Genomic DNA, 16000 nt, shown 5'->3' with positions numbered 1-16000 from the left:
AGGCGGTCGCGCAAGATTCGAAAATTAGCCTTTCCAACGACGGAAACGCCATTTCCGGACAGGCAAGATCCGCATGCGATGAAGTTTGCGCCGCGGGATTCTCTTTAAGTACCTGGAGAATCAGCTCTTCTTGAAAGGAGCAAGCTCCGCGTACTCGGCCAGTTGTTCGTCGATGGCGACCCGTTCTCGGGCGAGGTAATCATCGATCGCCGTCGCAAAGCGCGTATCCGCTATGTGATGCGCGGAATACGTCGGAACGGCGGCATAGCCGCGCGCAAGCTTATGCTCGCCTTGCGCGCCGGCTTCGACGCGCTTCAATCTGTGCGCGATAGCATAGTCGATCGCTTGATAATAGCAGACTTCGAAATGCAGAAACAGATGCTCTTCGATGGCGCCCCAATAGCGGCCGTAGAGCGCGTCCCTGCCGATGAGATTCAAAGCCCCGGCGATGTAGCGCCCGTTCCGTTTCGCCATGACGAGCAGGATATGCTGTGAAAGACGCGCGCCGATCTCGCTGAAAAAGCGGCGGTTGAGATAAGGCCGCCCCCATTTGCGCGAGCCGGTATCCATGTAAAACCGGAAGAAGGCATCCCAATGCGCTTCGCCGATGTCGCGGCCGGTCAAGGGCTCGATGCTGATGCCGCCGGCCAGCGCGTCGTTGCGCTCGCGGCGGATCATCTTGCGCTTGCGCGAGGCGAGGCTGGAAAGGAAATCGTCGAAGTCACGATACGGCTTGTTGACGAAATGAAACTGTTGGCCTGTCCGCCGCAGGAAACCGGCCTTGCCGAGCGCGTGCCATTCGGCCTCGGTCGGAAAGGTCACATGGATCGACGATGCCGTTGTCTCTTCGCGCCATTTGCGCAGACCGAGGATCAGCGCCGCCTGCGCTTCGGTGCCGCCCTCGGGCGAAACAAGCAGTCGGCGTCCGGTCGCCGGCGTGAACGGCACGGCGACCTGAAGCTTGGGATAATAGTCGAGGCCGGCGCGCTCATACGCATCGGCCCAGGCATGGTCGAAGACATATTCGCCCATCGAATGGGCTTTGAGATAGGTCGGCGCGGCCGCAAGGATGCGATCTTTTTCATCTTCCACGATGACATGGGTCGGCGTCCAGCCGGTCTTGCGCCCGACCGACCCGGACTCCTCCAGCGCCGAAAGAAAAGCATGTGAAATGAACGGGTTGAATGGCTCGTCCTGATCTCCGGCGTCAACCTCGGGCACCGCCGGGTTGGCGCAGGCATCCCAAAGGGCTGCGTCGATCTCGCGGATCGAGGTGGCGATGCGGATGTTGGCGCGGAAGGTCATGCGGAGCGAGTTGCGGATCACAACCTTAATCTAGTCTTCTTGCCGGGCGCAGCAAGAAACCGGCAAAAGCTTGGCGGGTCTCATTCTTTCCGGCGGCTGCGTCCCATTGTCGTCACCTTTTGGCGTCATTCACGCGCGGCCCAATGCCCGGCGTGGGATTTTCAATGTTGGCCTTTCCGCGGGCACCGCTGTGCCGCAGGTTTTTTCCGTTTGTGGCGGGGTTGCTGCTGGCGAGCCTCGTCTCCAGCTGCGGCTCGACGACGGCAATGACTGAGATGATGGCGAATGCCGACGCGCCGCATTCCATCCTCACCTTCGTCTGTTCGACCCGCCAGGAGGGACACGGCGGCGATGAGATGCGGCCCGACGGCCCGGCCTATTCGCTGCAGATTTTGAGCGTCCCGCCGGATCACCATCCAGGCCAGATCGAACGTCCCGCCTTCGGCGCGCCCGATCCGCAGCATCACATCATGGTCGTCAGTACGCATGAGATGAGCGAGGATGATTTCCGCAACCAACTCGCGACCAATATCTCCGGCCGCATCGGCTCGAACCGCGACGTGCTGCTCTATGTCCATGGCTTCAATACGAGCCTCGATGCCGCGCGCTTCCGGCTCGCGCAGATCGTCACGGACGGCCGCTTCGGCGGCATTCCGGTCCTCTTCACCTGGCCTGCGACCAACAGCATCTTCGATTACGAGGCGGCGCGGGAGGCCGCCACCGCCTCGCGCGACTCGCTCGCCAACCTACTGAAAGACCTGAGCGAGGTGCCCGACATCGGCCGCATCCACATCCTCGCGCATTCGATGGGAACCTGGCTCACCATGGAAGCGCTGCGCCAGCGCGCGATTGCCGGCAGTCCGAGCCTCAACGGCAAGCTCGGCCTCGTCATGCTGGCCGCGCCGGACATCGATCTGTCGGTGTTCCGCTCGCAATTGTCGGAACTCGATGCGTCGCATTTCTCCGTCCTGATTTCGGCCGATGATCGGGCGTTGTCGCTGTCGCAGACTTTGGCTGGCGACCGTCCGCGTGTCGGCGCGCTGGACCCGCGCAAACGGGCCGATCGTCTGGCGCTGGCGCGCCTTGGCGTGAAAGTCTACGACCTGTCCGGCAAGTCGGACGGGCTGATCGATCATGATGCATATGCCGATCTTCCCGATGTCGTGCGCTCGATCGGCGCGCAGATCGGGCGTCAGCGTATTCAGGACCAGGACGTGACGGCCGTGCTCGGCCAGCGGCCGGTGGATACGCAGGTGACTGCGGCGCCGCTGCCATCGGCCGGCGCCAGCGCAATACCGGCTGGCGGCAATGCGCCGACGGACGGCAAAAGCGCGTCACCGCAGGCCGGGAGCACACCGGCGCCCCCATCCGCGGTGCCAGCCGCGCCGGCGGCTTCGGTTCAATAGCGCTCGCCTAGTCCTGCCGTTGCGCCTGCCACAGGCCGCCGCATTGCGCAGTGGGGGAGGACCAGAAGCCCCTGCCGCCATGCTCTTTCATCTGGCCGCCGATGTTGGCGATCTGGTCGGCCTTGCGAAGCGCAACGGACACCGTGCCGTCGTCCTCGATGCCGCCTGAAGCGGTCGCTGCCGGATCGCTCACCCCGACAATGCGGAAATTCTGGACCGTCACCGTTCCGGCATAAGAACCGCGGATGCAGTTGCTGTTCCCGTCGGTGGTCGTGATCTTGATCCGATAGGTGCCGTCGAAGCCGTGCTGAACCGGATCGGCTTTTTTGTGATGGATATGAGCCGCGGCGGTACCGGCGAGCGCGGCGCTGAAAAGGGCGACGGTGAAAAGGCGAGACCAAAGACGGGCCATAGTGACGTCCAGCGGAGATAGCGGGCGCAGCCGGTCTGGCGGGATATGGCGCCAAGTAGCCGCTTGCCGAATAGGGCTGAGCCGAAGCTTTTGCCGCGTCGCGGCCAGAAATCAAGAGCTTTGCCGCACAGCGTGGCGGTGTGTTGCGCCGAAAGCTCAGTCCCCGTCGGAAGGACCGCACCAGCCGGGTAGGAAATCCGCATCTTTGCTTTTGGCGAAGGCAAGCGCTCTTTCGATCGCCTGTGAGAAGTCGGCGTCGACCGCTTTGCGTTTCATCCGCCGGCGCAACGCATCCGCCCAGAGAAATTCGGCGAAGGGCGTCGTGTCCTTGGCATAGCCGCCGGCGCGGCGCAGTTCGCCGGCGAGCGAACGGAACGGGTCGTCGACGAGATCGGTCAGCGCCTTCGGAATGTCGGCATAGGTCTTGCGCTCGCCGTTTTCGTCAAACGGGTGCATCCAGCCGCGATTGTCGAGGAAAACCCAGAAGCCCTCTTGCGGCAGCGTCCGCAGGTCCGCGACGACGTTGACGAGGATGTCTTTGACCTTCTCCTCGATCAGCGCCAAGCCGAGGTGGTGATGGTCGATGACGTAATGGCGTTCCTTCGGCCCGAGGATCACCGGAATCATATGTTTGCCGAGGAATTCCGAACCTTTCGCGTCGGCGAGTTGCTTCCAGCGTTTGCGCTTCTCTTTGACCTCGCGCAGGCCGACGGTGATCTGGGTCGGGCGCAGCTCCGCGAGGGGAACCGGTTTCAGCAGGGGTTCACGCAGGCTCATGGTACGCCTCTCACTCGCCAAGGACCGGACCGCAACCTAGGCCAGAGAAAGCGCGGCGTAAACCGGCTGGCGGCCGCGCCGAACGGCTCAAGGAATGGCGATGTCGGATTCCGCCCGCAGCGCACGCACGAGCTTTGCCGAGAGATCGCCGTGCGCGGGCAGATGATGATCAGTCTCGAACTGAATGATTGCCTTGCGCGTCGCCTCGCCTTCGATCCCGTCCGCCTTGAGGACGTAGCCGAGCTTCACCAAGGCCCGTTGTACTGCAAAGACGGTACGGCTCGGCTGCAGTGACGAAGCCGGCGTTTCGGCGGACTTACGGAGAATTTGCGAGATCGGATCGGGACGCGCGGCGGGCAGCGGAATGATGCGCCGTGCCGCGGGTGTTGCCTCGCCCTGACGGATGAATTGGCCGAGCGGATCGGTTGGTGCGGCCGGCATTGTCGGGGCGGGTGGGGCTGGCGTCTCGACGTGCGCCGGGGCGGCAGGCGCCGGTGCCGAACCGAGTGCTGGGCTTAGCGTCTGATGCGACACCTGACTTGACGGCTGGCTCGATGCCTGGCTTGGCGCCTGACTTCGCGCTTGCATTGGCATCGGCGGCGGCGCGGCGGGCAAGGCCTGCGACAGGGGCGCGGTCCGGCCGAACAGCGGCGCAGGATGGCGCGTCGTCTGCAATTCAAGCGCATTGATCGCAATGGCGACCGCGAGCCCGACTAGCAAGGCCCCGGCGATCCGGTTCGGGTAATTGGCCACGCCGCGCAGAAAGCGCATGACGCCGATCAGCGCGCTGAGCCAGGGCGCGCGCGGCGCGGGCTTTTTACGGCGCGGTTCGGTGACGAGGAAGTCATTGCCGCTACGGGCGAGAGCTTCACGCAATTTTCTTCACCATCATTTCGTTGCTGAAAAGGCGCGGATCGTCGCTGCGCGAGCGGCGCGGCAGGGTCTCGATCTTAGCCGTGCCGGTTTTACTCGCGGGCAGGCGGCGGCAATCGAGCGGCAGGCGCACGCTGACGCAGGTGCCTTGATTGAGCTCGCTTTCGATCGCGATCGTGCCGCCGTGCAGACCGACGAGGCCGCGCACGACCGAAAGCCCAAGGCCGGTGCCCTCGTACGGTCTGTCGTAGGACGCGCCGGCCTGGAAGAAGGGGCAGCCAAGATTGACAAGGTCGTTCGGCGCAATGCCGATCCCGGTATCGGCGACGCTGACGACGATGTGATTGCCGTCGGGGCGCAGCTTGACCGTGACACGGCCGCCGCGCGGCGTGAATTTGATCGCGTTTGAGAGCAGGTTCAGCAGGATCTGCTTGTAGGCGCGCTTGTCGCCGACGATGTCGTCGATCTTCTCCGGATAGGCGCGGACGAGTTCGACGCCGCCTTCGGTCGCTTTGAGTTTCACCATGTCACAGGAAAGATCGATCAGCGGCGGCAGAGCAAACGGCTCCGGCCGCAGGTCAAAGGCACCCGACTGGATCTTCGACATGTCGAGAATGGAGTTCACCACGGCGAGCAGATGCTGGCCGGATTTCTGGATGATCGCGGCATATTCGCGCTGCTTAGCCGTTTCCTGAGGCGACAAGTCCTGATCGGCGAGGATTTCCGAAAACCCGATAATCGCGTTGAGCGGCGTGCGCAGCTCGTGGCTGACATTGGCGAGAAACTTGTCCTTCCAAGCATTCGCTTCCTCGGCCGTCGCGCGGGCCGTCTCATAAGCTTGCTCGCGCTGCTTGAACTGAGTGATGTCGCGAAGGATCGACACGACGCGATCGGGCCGCGCGTTGGTCTCTTCGCTATCGACGGCAAAGCGGCGCGCCCGCAATTCGACCCAGCGAAAGCTCGGCTCCTGGGCTGCCTTGCCTTGCCCGGTCAGCGCGCGCAGCCGCAGGGTTGCGGCGATCGTGTGCGGCCCCGCCGCGGCATCGGAAATCGCTTTCAAGAAGGCCGGCCGGTCGGCGACATGGATATGCTCGAACAAGCCGCGCCCCATGAGATCGGCGGCGGGAAGGCCGCAGAAGGCCAGGCAGTTCGGGCTGATGAATTCGGCGACGCCGTTGCGGTCTTGATGGATGATGAGGTCGTCGAGCGTATCATAGACGGCGCGATAATGGTCGGTGCGCAAGCGCGCCGATTTTTCGCGACCGATCTGAAAGCTGACGAGGCCATGTGCGGCCAGCGTCGCATAAATAATGGCCGGCAAGACGAGAAGCGGCGCGTGGCCGGTCGCAAAGCCCGTATGGATGATGCCATTACGATCGGCAATCGTCAGGCCCAGCGCGGCCAAGGCCGAGAGCACGCCGGCGCTCAGGACGAGACGGAAATTCTGTGACAGGACGCCTTCGAAAGGCGCGAGAACAAGCCAGACGAGCGCAGCTTCCCACGGGCCGCCACCGGCTGCAATCGTCGTCGCTGCGCCAACGAAACTGACGATGCAAATCGCCTGGGCCAGCAAAAGATCGCCGCTGCGCGACAGGAACAGCACCGCGCCGATCGGCACAATGCACCAGACGAAGACGAGCGCATGCCAGACGACGGGCGCGCCATAGATCGCCAGAAACAAAGGCGCGAGGCACATCACCGTCACCGAGCTCGCGAGGCGGCGCAGGATAAAAGTCTCATGGCGCAGGCGTTCGGCCTGGCGCGGCAGAACGCTCGGATGCACCAGCGAGGCAATCTGCTTCTCGATACTGAACGCAAAACTCAAACGCTGAACTCCAGCTTTCGCGCAACCCGAAGGCGCGACAGCGTCGGGTGCGGACGAAGGGTCGGAGATCGGTTGCGAGCGCAAAGAATCTTCGCCGTTCGTGGAAACAGATTCGCAGGCCGGTCTTAAGTGAACACTAAGCCGCGCTATGAAAACGCAAACGCTGCCTATCGCGATCGGGTGGCGCTGCCCGAGGCGTGGCGAATTCTCGGGCTATGGTTTAGAAGCGGTTGCCGATTTCGCCGGCTTGCGCGGCAGCATGGTCAGCAAAGGGTAAACGCGGATCGGGCAATTCTCGCACCAATAATGGCACGATTTTTATGCGCCGCGGTTTAGGATGCCGCATCGGCTGAAACTCCAGCCGGCTGAATGAGACGGTCATGTTCTTTCTGATCCGCTGCGTCTTCTGGCTTTGGGTGGTGTTCAGCACCATCTTTGCGCAGCCTTCGGCCGACGGCACGGCGCCGCATCGGCCGGATCATCCGCGCCCCGTCGCCGCCGCCGAGCCTGTCGGCCAGATAGCGCAAGCTTGGCTTGGCGCCGCAGCGTCGCGCGTTGCCGATCATTGCGCGGCTTCGCCGGCCGCCTGTCTCGCCATCGCAACGCAGCTTTCGAAATTGGCCTTGCGGCAAGAGCTCGCCGACACGACCCAGACCGGCGCGACGGCTGAAGCGCCGCATCTTAAGCCTGTGCCGCGGTTCGCCGCCGTGCCTTTGCCGCCGCGCCGGCCCGAGACCTTCGGCCGAACCGCCCGGCCGGCGCTGGAGAAGACAGCGGGGCATGAATATCTTATGGATGAAAGCCGCGCCGAGGCCGAGTTCTGATCTGCCGGCGCTGCAGGCTGGACGGACCATGAACCTCGACGAAATCATCGAAAACTTCGGCTATCTCGACGAGTGGGAAGATCGCTACCGCTACGTGATCGAGCTCGGCCGCATGCTCGAGCCGCTCGATCCGGAAGCCCATACCGACGCCAATAAGGTGCTGGGTTGCGCGAGCCAAGTGTGGCTCGAAACCAAGGTCGACCGGAGCGGGCAGTGCGAGCCTGTCCTCACGTTCCGCGCCGACAGCGATGCCCATATCGTGCGGGGCCTCGTCGCGCTGATCCTGGCGCTTTATTCGGGCAAGACGGCGTCGAAGATTCTCGAGACGGATGCGCAGGCGCTCTTCGACCAGCTCGGCCTTTCGGCGCATCTCACGCGCCAACGCACCAATGGCACCCGTTCGATGGTCGAGCGCATCAAGCGTGATGCGCGCCTCGCGGTAGAAACAACGACCGCCTAATTCTTGGGAATGGCTAGCGCTTGCGCCGGCGTTGCTGGCCGAGCCCCATCTGCTTGGCGAGATTGGAGCGCGCCTTGGCATAGTTCGGCGCGACCATCGGATAATCCGGCGGCAGAGCCCATTTTTCCCGGTATTCGTCGGGGGACATATTATATTGGGTGCGCAGATGGCGCTTCAGCGACTTGAATTTCCGTCCATCTTCCAGACAGATGATATATTCGTTGGTGATCGATTTTTTTGCCGGGACGGCGGGCTTCGGCGTTTCGGCAACCACGACAGGATGGCCGGCGGTGACGCGCAGAAGCGCTGAATGAACCTCATGGATCAGGCCGGGAAGATCGCTTGCAGGAACGGAATTATTGCTGACATAGGCGGAAACGATTTCAGCTGCCAATTCAATGTAATTGCCAGAGCCTGCCGTCTCACTCATTTGAGGCCTTTTCTTTCGGTTTATGTCCGTTACTGATCAAAAACGACTGATACGACGCTGACGGCATTCAAGATCGACCGAAATCTTGCCGATAACTTCAATAACGCAACGGATGTGCATTTTTCTTCACGAATCTGTCAGCCTTGATAAAATGAAAGCTTCAAGGGTGCAAGTAGCTGCGAGTCGTAGAGCCGCGAACTCTTTTGGAAAACTTTCATTGCTTGCAGTCGAGCTGCAACTAGACTGCAAGCGCGCAATAACGCATCTCCGTCCTAAGCCTAGGATTGGAAAGACGCTTTGAGATCGGCCATGGATTTGAACCGGCGCGTGCCTTGCGCCGATTGAGCCTCGATCGAACCGTCGGCGAACATCACATAAATGGTCCCGTCTGCCTCATAGCGGCCGATCGCTTTGGGCGCCGGTTTGGCTGATTCTGCTGCGACGGGCTCGGGCTCGGACGGCGCGACCGGTTCTGGCGTTGCGGCAATCGGCGGAGGCGGGGCTTCTTCCGGTCCCGGCTCAATCTCCGATGCGGCGAAGGTCTCGGCGCGAGTCTCTCGGTCGGCATCGGACTCTCTGCCGATGCCTGACTCGTTGTCAAAATCGTCGAGGCCGAGCGGCGGCGGCTTCACAGCCTCCGTCGATTCGGGCTCGCCCGGCAGCGTCTCCGGCAGCGGCTCCGGTATGGGGACGACGGGCGGCGCCGTGAAGCTCGGCCAATCGAGGTTCAGATCTTCTGCAACGCGGCGGCGCAGCTCAGCGATCGCCGGCGAGGCTTCGGCGGGCGCCGGGGCCCGCGTGGTGAACTCGGGCTTAGGCCGCGGCCATGCCTTTCGCAGTGGGCGCGGGAAGATGCCCGGCGCCGGGGCTGGGCCTTCCTCGGCGGCGCGTACAACCTCGAGCTCCACCTCCGTGGCCGTTGCCACTTCCGCCGCTGCCGGGACCGGACCCAGATTGGGAGCGACGGGGATTTCCATTGTCGCAGCAGCCGATGTCTCCGCGGCCAGGCTCGCGGCGCCGGCCTCCCGCGCAAGCGGGGCGCTGACCCACAGCCGTTTCATATCCTCAAGGCTCATCACTACGCCGGCAAGGCCCAAAGTGATGATTCCGCCGGTCAGCGCCGTGGTTCCGGCGATGACGGCCGACCAGCCGCGCTCGACTTCGACAATGTTCGAGCCAGTATAAAGAAAGTAGCCGCCGACGATGATGAGCACCATGCCGAGACCGAAAAGGGCGTATTTCATGGCCCGCTCCTTTGCTTCAAATACCAATATAAAACTCCTTCAACCGGGTGGCCTTGCCAGGCCTGCGTCGCGATATAGCTAACGCGGCGAGCGCGGCGGCCAAGCGGTGAGGCGCGACCTCGACCCCGCTTTCAGGCGGCAACTTTGCCCAGTATAAGGTTGCCGTGCCGTTTTGCCTTCCTACCTGACAAAGGCGACCCGCCGTTCCTGCGGCGGGAGAATACGGTTTCGCGCAAGTTTCCTCGTCTGAAAGCCGATAAGGAGTAGACATGGCCCTCACGCTTCCTCCCCTGCCTTATGCCTATGATGCGCTACAGCCCTACATGTCGCGCGAAACCCTCGAATATCATCACGATAAGCACCATAAGGCCTATGTCGACACCGCCAACAACCTGTTGAAAGACAGCCCCTTGGCGGACAAGCCCCTGGCCGAGATCGTCAAGGAGTCGCACGGCAAGAATGTCCCTCTCTTCAACAATGCCGCGCAAGCCTACAATCATACCCATTTCTGGCAATGGCTGAAGCCGAACGGCGGCGGCGCCATCCCCGGCAAGCTCGAAAAGGCGCTCATCGATTCCTTTGGCTCAGTCGACGAGGCGAAGAAACAATTGATTCAAAACGGCGTCGGTCAATTCGGCTCAGGCTGGACATGGTTTGCGCTGAAGAACGGCAAGATCGAAGTCATGAAGACCCCGAATGGCGAGAATCCGCTGATCCACGGCGCCGTCCCGATCCTCGGCATCGATGTCTGGGAACATTCCTATTACATCGATTACCGCAATCGCCGTCTCGACTATCTGCAAGCTGTGGTCGATCACCTCGTCAATTGGGAATATGCCGCCGAGCGCTTCGAGGCCGGCGTCGCCTGATCCAGGTTTCGCCCGAATTGCGGCGATAAAAGGTCGGCCAAGCGCTTGGCCGGCCTTTCGTTTTGCGGCTTCCGAGGTCGTCGGCGGGAGTATTTTGACTTGGCGCGGAAATGCAAAGATCGTTGTTCGGCGCGATTCGCGTGCGATCCCCTTCGTGAACGCGATCGGCTTTAATAGCTTAGAGCGGGATTTGTGCGAAAAACCGCTCGCAGTTTTTCGCATCCCGCCCTAGCGGACGCCCGAATGTATAAAAACCTTTTCTCCGTCGCGGTGCTGACGCTTCTGTCGCGCGCAACCGGTTTCGTCCGCGACGTGATGCTCGCCGCCGTGCTCGGCGCAGGGTTGAATGCCGACGCGTTTGTCGTCGCCTTCCGCCTGCCGAACCATTTTCGCGCCATCTTCGGCGAGGGCGCGTTCAATGCGGCCTATGTACCCTGCTACTCGCAAATCCTGGCAAAACACGGCTTCGATGCCGGGCGCTATTTCGCCAGCCAGATATTCACGCTGCTGCTCGGTTCGCAGATCATTCTGCTGATCCTGGCATTGATTTTCATGCCGCAGTTCATCGATCTGCTGGCACCGGGCTTTCGTGCCGATCCGCAGAAATTTTCGCTTGCCGTCACGCTGACGCGGATCACCTTTCCCTATCTTTTGTTCATCACGCTCGTCACGCTCCAATCGGGCACGCTGAATGCGCTGGAGCATTTCACCGCTGCGGCTTTCGCGCCCGTGCTGCTCAATGTCGTGATGATCCTGTTTCTTGCCGTCGCCTTCCTCTTTCCGAGCGCCGGCGTCGCAGCCGCGGTCGGGGTGACGGTTTCGGGCGTCGCGCAATTTCTGCTGACCTTTTTTGCGCTGCATCGCATGGGTTTGCATGAACATTTCGTGCCGCATGTCTGGGATGCGGAGGTCAAACATTTCTTTCTTGTCCTCGGGCCGGCAATCATCGGTTCGGCCGGGGTGCAGCTGGCGCTCTTCGCCGATACGATCATCGGCTCGATGCTGCCGACCGGCGGCGTGTCATCGATCTATTATGCCGACCGGATCTACCAATTGCCGATCGGCGTCGTCGGCATTGCCGCCGGCACCGTGCTGTTGCCGGAGATGAGCCGCCGCCTTGCCGGCGGCGACGAGGCCGGCGCCTATTATGCGCAGAACCGGACGATGGCTCTGTCCGTTGCGATCGCCGCGCCGTGCTTCGTCGCCTTCATCATGATTCCAGAAATCATCATGCGCGGCGTGTTTCTGCATGGCGCTTTCACCGAGAGCGATGCGCTGGCCTCTGCCGCGGTGCTGACGGCCTATGGGTTCGGCATCGTGCCCATCGTGCTGATCCGCTCAGCGGTCGCGAGTTTTCAATCGATCGGCGATACGCGCACGCCGATGTTCATTTCGCTTCTCGCGGTGGCGGTGAACGTCGGGCTCAAGATATTGTTGTTCCGCCCCTTCGGCGCAGCCGGCCTCGCCGCGGCGACGGCGACCGGGGCCTGGATCAATCTGCTTTTGCTGATGGGGGTCGCGACGCGGCAGGGGCTGATGCGGCTCGATTGGGTGTTCGGCAAGAGCGCGGCGGCGACATCGGTCGCCGCATTCCTGTCGGCGATCTTTGCGCTTCTTGCGACGTGGCCGGCGGCGGAACTCTGCGCCCGCCTGCCGCGGTTCCGCAACGAGATCGAACTCACCCTGCTGCTCACCGGCGGCGCCGTCGTCTATTCGCTCGTGCTGGGAGCAGGGCTTTATTTTTCCGGCCTCGGACCCGCGCCCGGCGCCTTGGCGCGGCGAGCGCAGCAATCCGGATTATTCGCCGGGCTGCTGCGTCGCTTCCGCGTGTCGCGATAATAAGGCTAGAACAGGCCTTCGATCTGGCCCTTGTCGTCGAGCTTGATGTTGACCGCCGCCGGCACTTTCGGCAGGCCGGGCATCGTCATGATCTCGCCGGTGATCATCACGACGAATCCGGCGCCGGCCGAGAGCCGCACTTCGCGCACCCCGACGATATGGTCGCTCGGCGCGCCGAGCTTTGTCGGATCGGTCGAGAAGGAATATTGCGTCTTCGCCACGCAGACCGGGAGGTGGCCGAAGCCGAGCGCCTCGATATCGGCGATCTGTTTCTTTGCTGCCGGCTCGATCGAAATATCTTTGGCGCCGTAAATCTCCTGCGCAATCTTGCGCATCTTCTCGGTCAGCGACAGTTCGTCCGGATAGAGCACGTGGAAATTGGCCTTGCCGGACTCGGCCAGTTCGACGACCTTTTCGGCGAGCTTGGCCGCGCCCTTGCCGCCTTCTGCCCAATGCTTGCAGAGGATTGCTTCGGCGCCGAATTCGTCGCGCGAGGTCTTGGCGATGATGTCGAGTTCGCTCTCGTGATCGCCGCCGAAATGATTGATGGCGACGACCACCGGCAGGCCGAATTTGCGGACGTTGGCGACGTGGCGGCCGAGATTGGCGAGGCCGGCCTTGACCGCGCCGTGATTCTCCTTGCCGAGATCGGCCTTGGCGACGCCGCCCTGGGCCTTCAATGCGCGCAGCGTCGCGACGATCACTGCGGCCGACGGCGCGAGCCCGGCCTTGCGGCATTTGATGTCGAGGAATTTCTCGGCGCCGAGGTCGGCGCCGAAGCCGGCTTCCGTCACCGTGTAATCGGAAAGCGCCAGGCCTGCGGTCGTCGCGATCACCGAATTGCAGCCATGCGCGATATTGGCGAAGGGGCCGCCGTGGATGAAAGCCGGGGTGCCTTCGAGCGTCTGCACGAGGTTCGGCATCAAAGCGTCTTTGAGCAGAACCGTCATCGCGCCGGCGGCCTTGAGGTCTTCCGCCGTCACCGGCTTCTTGTCCGGGCCATAGGCGACGATGATCTTGCCGAGCCGCTCCTGCAGATCGGCGAGATTGCGCGCGAGGCAGAAGATCGCCATCACTTCCGAAGCAACGGTGATGTCGAAGCCGTTCTCGCGCGGATAGCCGTTGGCGACGCCGCCGAGCGAAACGACGATCTGGCGCAAGGCGCGGTCGTTCATGTCGACCACCCGGCGCAGCGCGACGCGGCGCGAGTCGATCGCCGGCTCGTTGCCCCAATAGATGTGATTGTCGATCATCGCCGCGAGCAGATTATGCGCGGCGGAGATGGCGTGGAAATCGCCGGTGAAATGCAGGTTGATGGCCTCCATCGGCACGACCTGCGCATGGCCGCCGCCGGCCGCGCCGCCCTTCATGCCGAAGCAGGGGCCAAGCGACGGCTCGCGCAGCGCGACGACGCTTTTCTTGCCGATATGGCGCAGCGCATCGGCAAGGCCGACCGAGGTTGTCGTCTTGCCTTCGCCCGCCGCCGTGGGATTGATCGCTGTCACGAGGACGAGCTTCGATTTCGGCCGGCTCTTGGCGCGCTCCTGCGCCTCGGCCAGGAAGCCGAGATCGACCTTGCCGATCTTGGTGCCATAAGGCTCGATCGCCTCGGCCGGAATGTTGATCTTCTCGGCGATCTTCAGGATCGGTTCGAGCTTGGCGGCGCGGGCAATCTCAATATCGGTGGCCATGGCGGCGGGTCCCTCGGGTTTGGCCTCGCGCTGGTTGACGCCGCGCAAGTTGCTGACGGGTGGGAAGGTTGGGTCTTCCTCGGCGAAGCGTGGTCCTGCCGTCTACACGCCAAAAGGTCAATGCCCGTTTTGCCGCAGTGGCCGGTTGCGCGATGCACACGCGGCGTCGCAGTGCAGCAATGCGGGTCAACCCTCGGCCAGCGCGGTGAGAATGCGCGCCCAGCTCCGCGCGCCCTTATGGAAGGACGAGAGCTCGTATTTTTCGTTCGGCGAATGAATGCGGTCGTCTTCGAGCGCGAAGCCGATCATCAGGCTTTCCATGCCGAGATCGCGCTTGAACGCGCCGACGATCGGGATCGAGCCCCCCGAGCCGATCAGTGCAGCATCCTTGCCCCATTCATCGCTGAGTGCCGTTCGGGCGCAGGCGAGCGGCGCTGAATCGAAGGGCAATTGCAGCGCGCCCGAGGCGCCATGCGCAATGAACTCGGCCTGGCAATCGGCCGGCAGATGCGCTTTGACGAAGGCACGGAAGCTCGCGGCGATCTTCTCCGGGTCCTGCGCGCCGACCAGGCGAAATGAGAATTTGGCGCTCGCCTCTGCCGGCAGCACGGTCTTCGAGCCCTTGCCGGTATAGCCGCCGATGATGCCGTTGACGTCGAACGTCGGCCGCGCCCAAATCATTTCGAGGACGCTGCGGCCCTTTTCGCCGGCCGGGACGGACAGGCCGACATCCTTGAGAAATTGGCTGCCATCGAATTTGAGATCGCGCCATTGCGCGGCGATCTCGGGCGGCAGTTCGGCCACGCCGTCATAGAAGCCCGGCAACGTGATGCGACCGTCCGCATCGCGCAGGTCGGCAATGATTTTCGCCAGCACGTGGATCGGATTGACGGCGGCACCGCCGAACATGCCGGAATGGAGATCACGGTTCGCAGCCTTGATCACCACTTCTTCCAGCACGAGACCGCGCAGCATGGTGGTGATGGCGGGCGTCGCGCGATCCCACATATTGGTGTCGCAGACGAGAGCGATGTCGGCCTTGAGTTCGGCCTTGTTCGCCTGCAGGAAGGCGGGCAGGGACGGCGAGCCGGTCTCTTCCTCGCCCTCGAACAGGATGGTGACGTCGCAAGGGAGCGAGCCTGTCTCCTTGAGCGCGCGGCAGGCCTCGACGAAGGTCATCAGCTGGCCCTTGTCGTCGGACGTGCCGCGGCCGACGATCTGCCGGCCCGTCGCCGCAGCGGCGAGGCGCGCCGCGAAAGGCGGCGTCTGCCAGAGATCGAGGGGATCCGGCGGCTGCACGTCGTAATGGCCGTAGAAGAGCACATGCGGGACGTCCTCGCGCCCCGCCTTGGCTTTGCCGACGACCATGGGCCGGCCTTGCGTCGGCCGCACCGAGGCTTCGAAGCCGAGCCCCTGCAATTCGTCGCGGAGCCATTCAGCAGCTTTTTGGCAGGCCTCGGCATAGGCCGGGTCGGTTGAGATCGAGGGAATTGCGACAAGGGCGAAGAGGCGCTTGAGCGCGGCGTCGAGATTGGCGTCGATTTTCGCCAGCGCGGTATCGAGCTGAGCCATGCGGCCTCCTCCATTGCGGATCTCGGCAGCATCGGCCGCCTGCGCGGCTGGCTTAGTCATTTGCCCGCGGAGCGGCAAGCCGTGCAGAGCCCAAAAAATAGGCCGACCCTGGGGGCAGGGCCGGCCTCGTCTTTCGAAAAGTCTAGGTGCTCAGAAAATGTGGCGGAAGATCCAATAGAGCGACGCCGACAGCGCGACCGCGCAGGGCAGGGTCAGGACCCAGGCCAGCGCGATATTGCGCAGCGTCGTAAGCTGCAGGCCCGAGCCGTTCGCGGCCATCGTGCCGGCGACGCCGGACGAGAGAACGTGGGTGGTCGAGACCGGCAGGCCGAAATTGTCGGCGGCGAAGATCGTGCTCATCGCGACGAGTTCGGCCGCAGCGCCCTGACCATAGTTCAGGTGCTCCTTGCCGATCTTTTCGCCGACGGTGACGACGATCCGCTTCCAGCCGATCATCGTGCCGAGGCCGAGCG

At 63.0% G+C, this 16000-nt stretch carries 16 protein-coding genes; 5 read left to right on the top strand and 11 right to left on the bottom strand.

All coding sequences use genetic code 11. The features are described from left to right. Positions 1–120: 120 nt before the first annotated feature. The gene (locus Q0025_RS11875) at positions 121–1305 is read right to left on the bottom strand and encodes a GNAT family N-acetyltransferase (RefSeq protein WP_297299382.1); all 1185 of its coding nucleotides are present in this window, start codon (positions 1303–1305) and stop codon (positions 121–123) included. Positions 1306–1571: 266 nt separating this feature from the next. Here Q0025_RS11875 and Q0025_RS11870 point away from each other — a divergent pair, with 266 nt between their 5' ends. Next, positions 1572–2711, top strand: coding sequence for an alpha/beta fold hydrolase (locus Q0025_RS11870; RefSeq protein ID WP_297299344.1), 1140 nt, complete (start codon positions 1572–1574; stop codon positions 2709–2711). A gap of 7 nt (positions 2712–2718) precedes the next feature. Here the strand turns inward: Q0025_RS11870 and Q0025_RS11865 are convergent, their stop codons facing one another. The 5 genes from Q0025_RS11865 to Q0025_RS11845 all read right to left on the bottom strand — a co-directional run bounded on the left by Q0025_RS11865 (position 2719) and on the right by Q0025_RS11845 (position 6980). Continuing rightward, on the bottom strand, positions 2719–3123 hold the full coding sequence (locus Q0025_RS11865) for a hypothetical protein (RefSeq protein WP_297299342.1): 405 nt from the start codon (positions 3121–3123) through the stop codon (positions 2719–2721). 156 nt (positions 3124–3279) lie between these two features. Continuing rightward, positions 3280–3900: a ParB-like protein gene (locus Q0025_RS11860; RefSeq protein WP_297299340.1), complete on the bottom strand. Its 621-nt coding sequence runs from the start codon at positions 3898–3900 to the stop codon at positions 3280–3282. An 87-nt stretch (positions 3901–3987) separates the two neighbouring features. After that, positions 3988–4776 (bottom strand): peptidoglycan-binding domain-containing protein, encoded by a 789-nt coding sequence (locus Q0025_RS11855; RefSeq protein ID WP_297299338.1) that lies wholly within the window; start codon positions 4774–4776, stop codon positions 3988–3990. Next, entirely contained in the window at positions 4769–6598 is a 1830-nt protein-coding gene (locus tag Q0025_RS11850) for a PAS domain-containing sensor histidine kinase (protein WP_297299336.1), read from the bottom strand. Before Q0025_RS11850 ends, Q0025_RS11855 begins: the two co-directional genes overlap by 8 nt. Positions 6599–6818: 220 nt before the next feature. Then, positions 6819–6980: a hypothetical protein gene (locus Q0025_RS11845; protein ID WP_297299334.1), complete on the bottom strand. Its 162-nt coding sequence runs from the start codon at positions 6978–6980 to the stop codon at positions 6819–6821. On the opposite strand from Q0025_RS11845, the gene Q0025_RS11840 reads away from it, so the two are divergent. Both Q0025_RS11840 and Q0025_RS11835 read left to right on the top strand, forming a co-directional pair. Next, positions 6979–7422, top strand: coding sequence for a hypothetical protein (locus tag Q0025_RS11840; RefSeq protein ID WP_297299332.1), 444 nt, complete (start codon positions 6979–6981; stop codon positions 7420–7422). The genes Q0025_RS11845 and Q0025_RS11840 overlap by 2 nt on opposite strands. Positions 7423–7450: 28 nt before the next feature. Further along, positions 7451–7882, top strand: coding sequence for a SufE family protein (locus tag Q0025_RS11835; protein ID WP_297299329.1), 432 nt, complete (start codon positions 7451–7453; stop codon positions 7880–7882). A gap of 13 nt (positions 7883–7895) precedes the next feature. Here Q0025_RS11835 and Q0025_RS11830 read toward each other — a convergent pair whose 3' ends face one another. Continuing rightward, the gene (locus tag Q0025_RS11830) at positions 7896–8312 is read right to left on the bottom strand and encodes a MucR family transcriptional regulator (protein WP_297299327.1); all 417 of its coding nucleotides are present in this window, start codon (positions 8310–8312) and stop codon (positions 7896–7898) included. A gap of 278 nt (positions 8313–8590) precedes the next feature. Further along, complete coding sequence (locus tag Q0025_RS11825; protein WP_297299325.1) at positions 8591–9556, bottom strand: hypothetical protein; 966 nt, start codon at positions 9554–9556, stop codon at positions 8591–8593. A gap of 269 nt (positions 9557–9825) precedes the next feature. On the opposite strand from Q0025_RS11825, the gene Q0025_RS11820 reads away from it, so the two are divergent. Both Q0025_RS11820 and murJ read left to right on the top strand, forming a co-directional pair. After that, positions 9826–10425, top strand: a complete 600-nt coding sequence (locus tag Q0025_RS11820; protein WP_297299323.1) for a superoxide dismutase — start codon at positions 9826–9828, stop codon at positions 10423–10425. Between the two features lie 243 nt (positions 10426–10668). Next, the gene (gene murJ / locus Q0025_RS11815; protein WP_297299321.1) at positions 10669–12264 is read left to right on the top strand and encodes a murein biosynthesis integral membrane protein MurJ; all 1596 of its coding nucleotides are present in this window, start codon (positions 10669–10671) and stop codon (positions 12262–12264) included. Positions 12265–12269: 5 nt separating this feature from the next. Here the strand turns inward: murJ and Q0025_RS11810 are convergent, their stop codons facing one another. The 3 genes from Q0025_RS11810 to Q0025_RS11800 form a co-directional block, all read right to left on the bottom strand. After that, on the bottom strand, positions 12270–13955 hold the full coding sequence (locus tag Q0025_RS11810) for a formate--tetrahydrofolate ligase (RefSeq protein ID WP_297299319.1): 1686 nt from the start codon (positions 13953–13955) through the stop codon (positions 12270–12272). A gap of 186 nt (positions 13956–14141) precedes the next feature. Next, positions 14142–15527: a M20/M25/M40 family metallo-hydrolase gene (locus Q0025_RS11805; protein ID WP_297299317.1), complete on the bottom strand. Its 1386-nt coding sequence runs from the start codon at positions 15525–15527 to the stop codon at positions 14142–14144. A 150-nt stretch (positions 15528–15677) separates the two neighbouring features. Beyond that, the coding region (locus tag Q0025_RS11800; protein WP_297299315.1) for an inorganic phosphate transporter at positions 15678–16000 on the bottom strand (323 nt) is incomplete at its 5' end.

This window comes from uncultured Methylovirgula sp., from assembly GCF_947646745.1.
Taxonomy (GTDB): Bacteria; Pseudomonadota; Alphaproteobacteria; order Rhizobiales; family Beijerinckiaceae; genus Methylovirgula.
This window is presented reverse-complemented; position numbering and strand designations above follow the sequence as displayed.

Excerpts from the sequence above, each read along its gene's own strand:
- Q0025_RS11840 (WP_297299332.1), top strand. The coding sequence starts at position 6,979 with ATGTTCTTTCTGATCCGCTGCGTCTTCTGGCTTTGGGTGGTGTTCAGC.
- Q0025_RS11845 (WP_297299334.1), bottom strand. The coding sequence starts at position 6,980 with ATGACCGTCTCATTCAGCCGGCTGGAGTTTCAGCCGATGCGGCATCCT.
- Q0025_RS11820 (WP_297299323.1), top strand. The coding sequence starts at position 9,826 with ATGGCCCTCACGCTTCCTCCCCTGCCTTATGCCTATGATGCGCTACAG.
- Q0025_RS11810 (WP_297299319.1), bottom strand. The coding sequence starts at position 13,955 with ATGGCCACCGATATTGAGATTGCCCGCGCCGCCAAGCTCGAACCGATC.
- Q0025_RS11805 (WP_297299317.1), bottom strand. The coding sequence starts at position 15,527 with ATGGCTCAGCTCGATACCGCGCTGGCGAAAATCGACGCCAATCTCGAC.
- Q0025_RS11870 (WP_297299344.1), top strand. The coding sequence starts at position 1,572 with ATGACTGAGATGATGGCGAATGCCGACGCGCCGCATTCCATCCTCACC.
- Q0025_RS11860 (WP_297299340.1), bottom strand. The coding sequence starts at position 3,900 with ATGAGCCTGCGTGAACCCCTGCTGAAACCGGTTCCCCTCGCGGAGCTG.
- Q0025_RS11830 (WP_297299327.1), bottom strand. The coding sequence starts at position 8,312 with ATGAGTGAGACGGCAGGCTCTGGCAATTACATTGAATTGGCAGCTGAA.
- murJ (WP_297299321.1), top strand. The coding sequence starts at position 10,669 with ATGTATAAAAACCTTTTCTCCGTCGCGGTGCTGACGCTTCTGTCGCGC.
- Q0025_RS11865 (WP_297299342.1), bottom strand. The coding sequence starts at position 3,123 with ATGGCCCGTCTTTGGTCTCGCCTTTTCACCGTCGCCCTTTTCAGCGCC.
- Q0025_RS11825 (WP_297299325.1), bottom strand. The coding sequence starts at position 9,556 with ATGAAATACGCCCTTTTCGGTCTCGGCATGGTGCTCATCATCGTCGGC.
- Q0025_RS11875 (WP_297299382.1), bottom strand. The coding sequence starts at position 1,305 with ATGACCTTCCGCGCCAACATCCGCATCGCCACCTCGATCCGCGAGATC.
- Q0025_RS11835 (WP_297299329.1), top strand. The coding sequence starts at position 7,451 with ATGAACCTCGACGAAATCATCGAAAACTTCGGCTATCTCGACGAGTGG.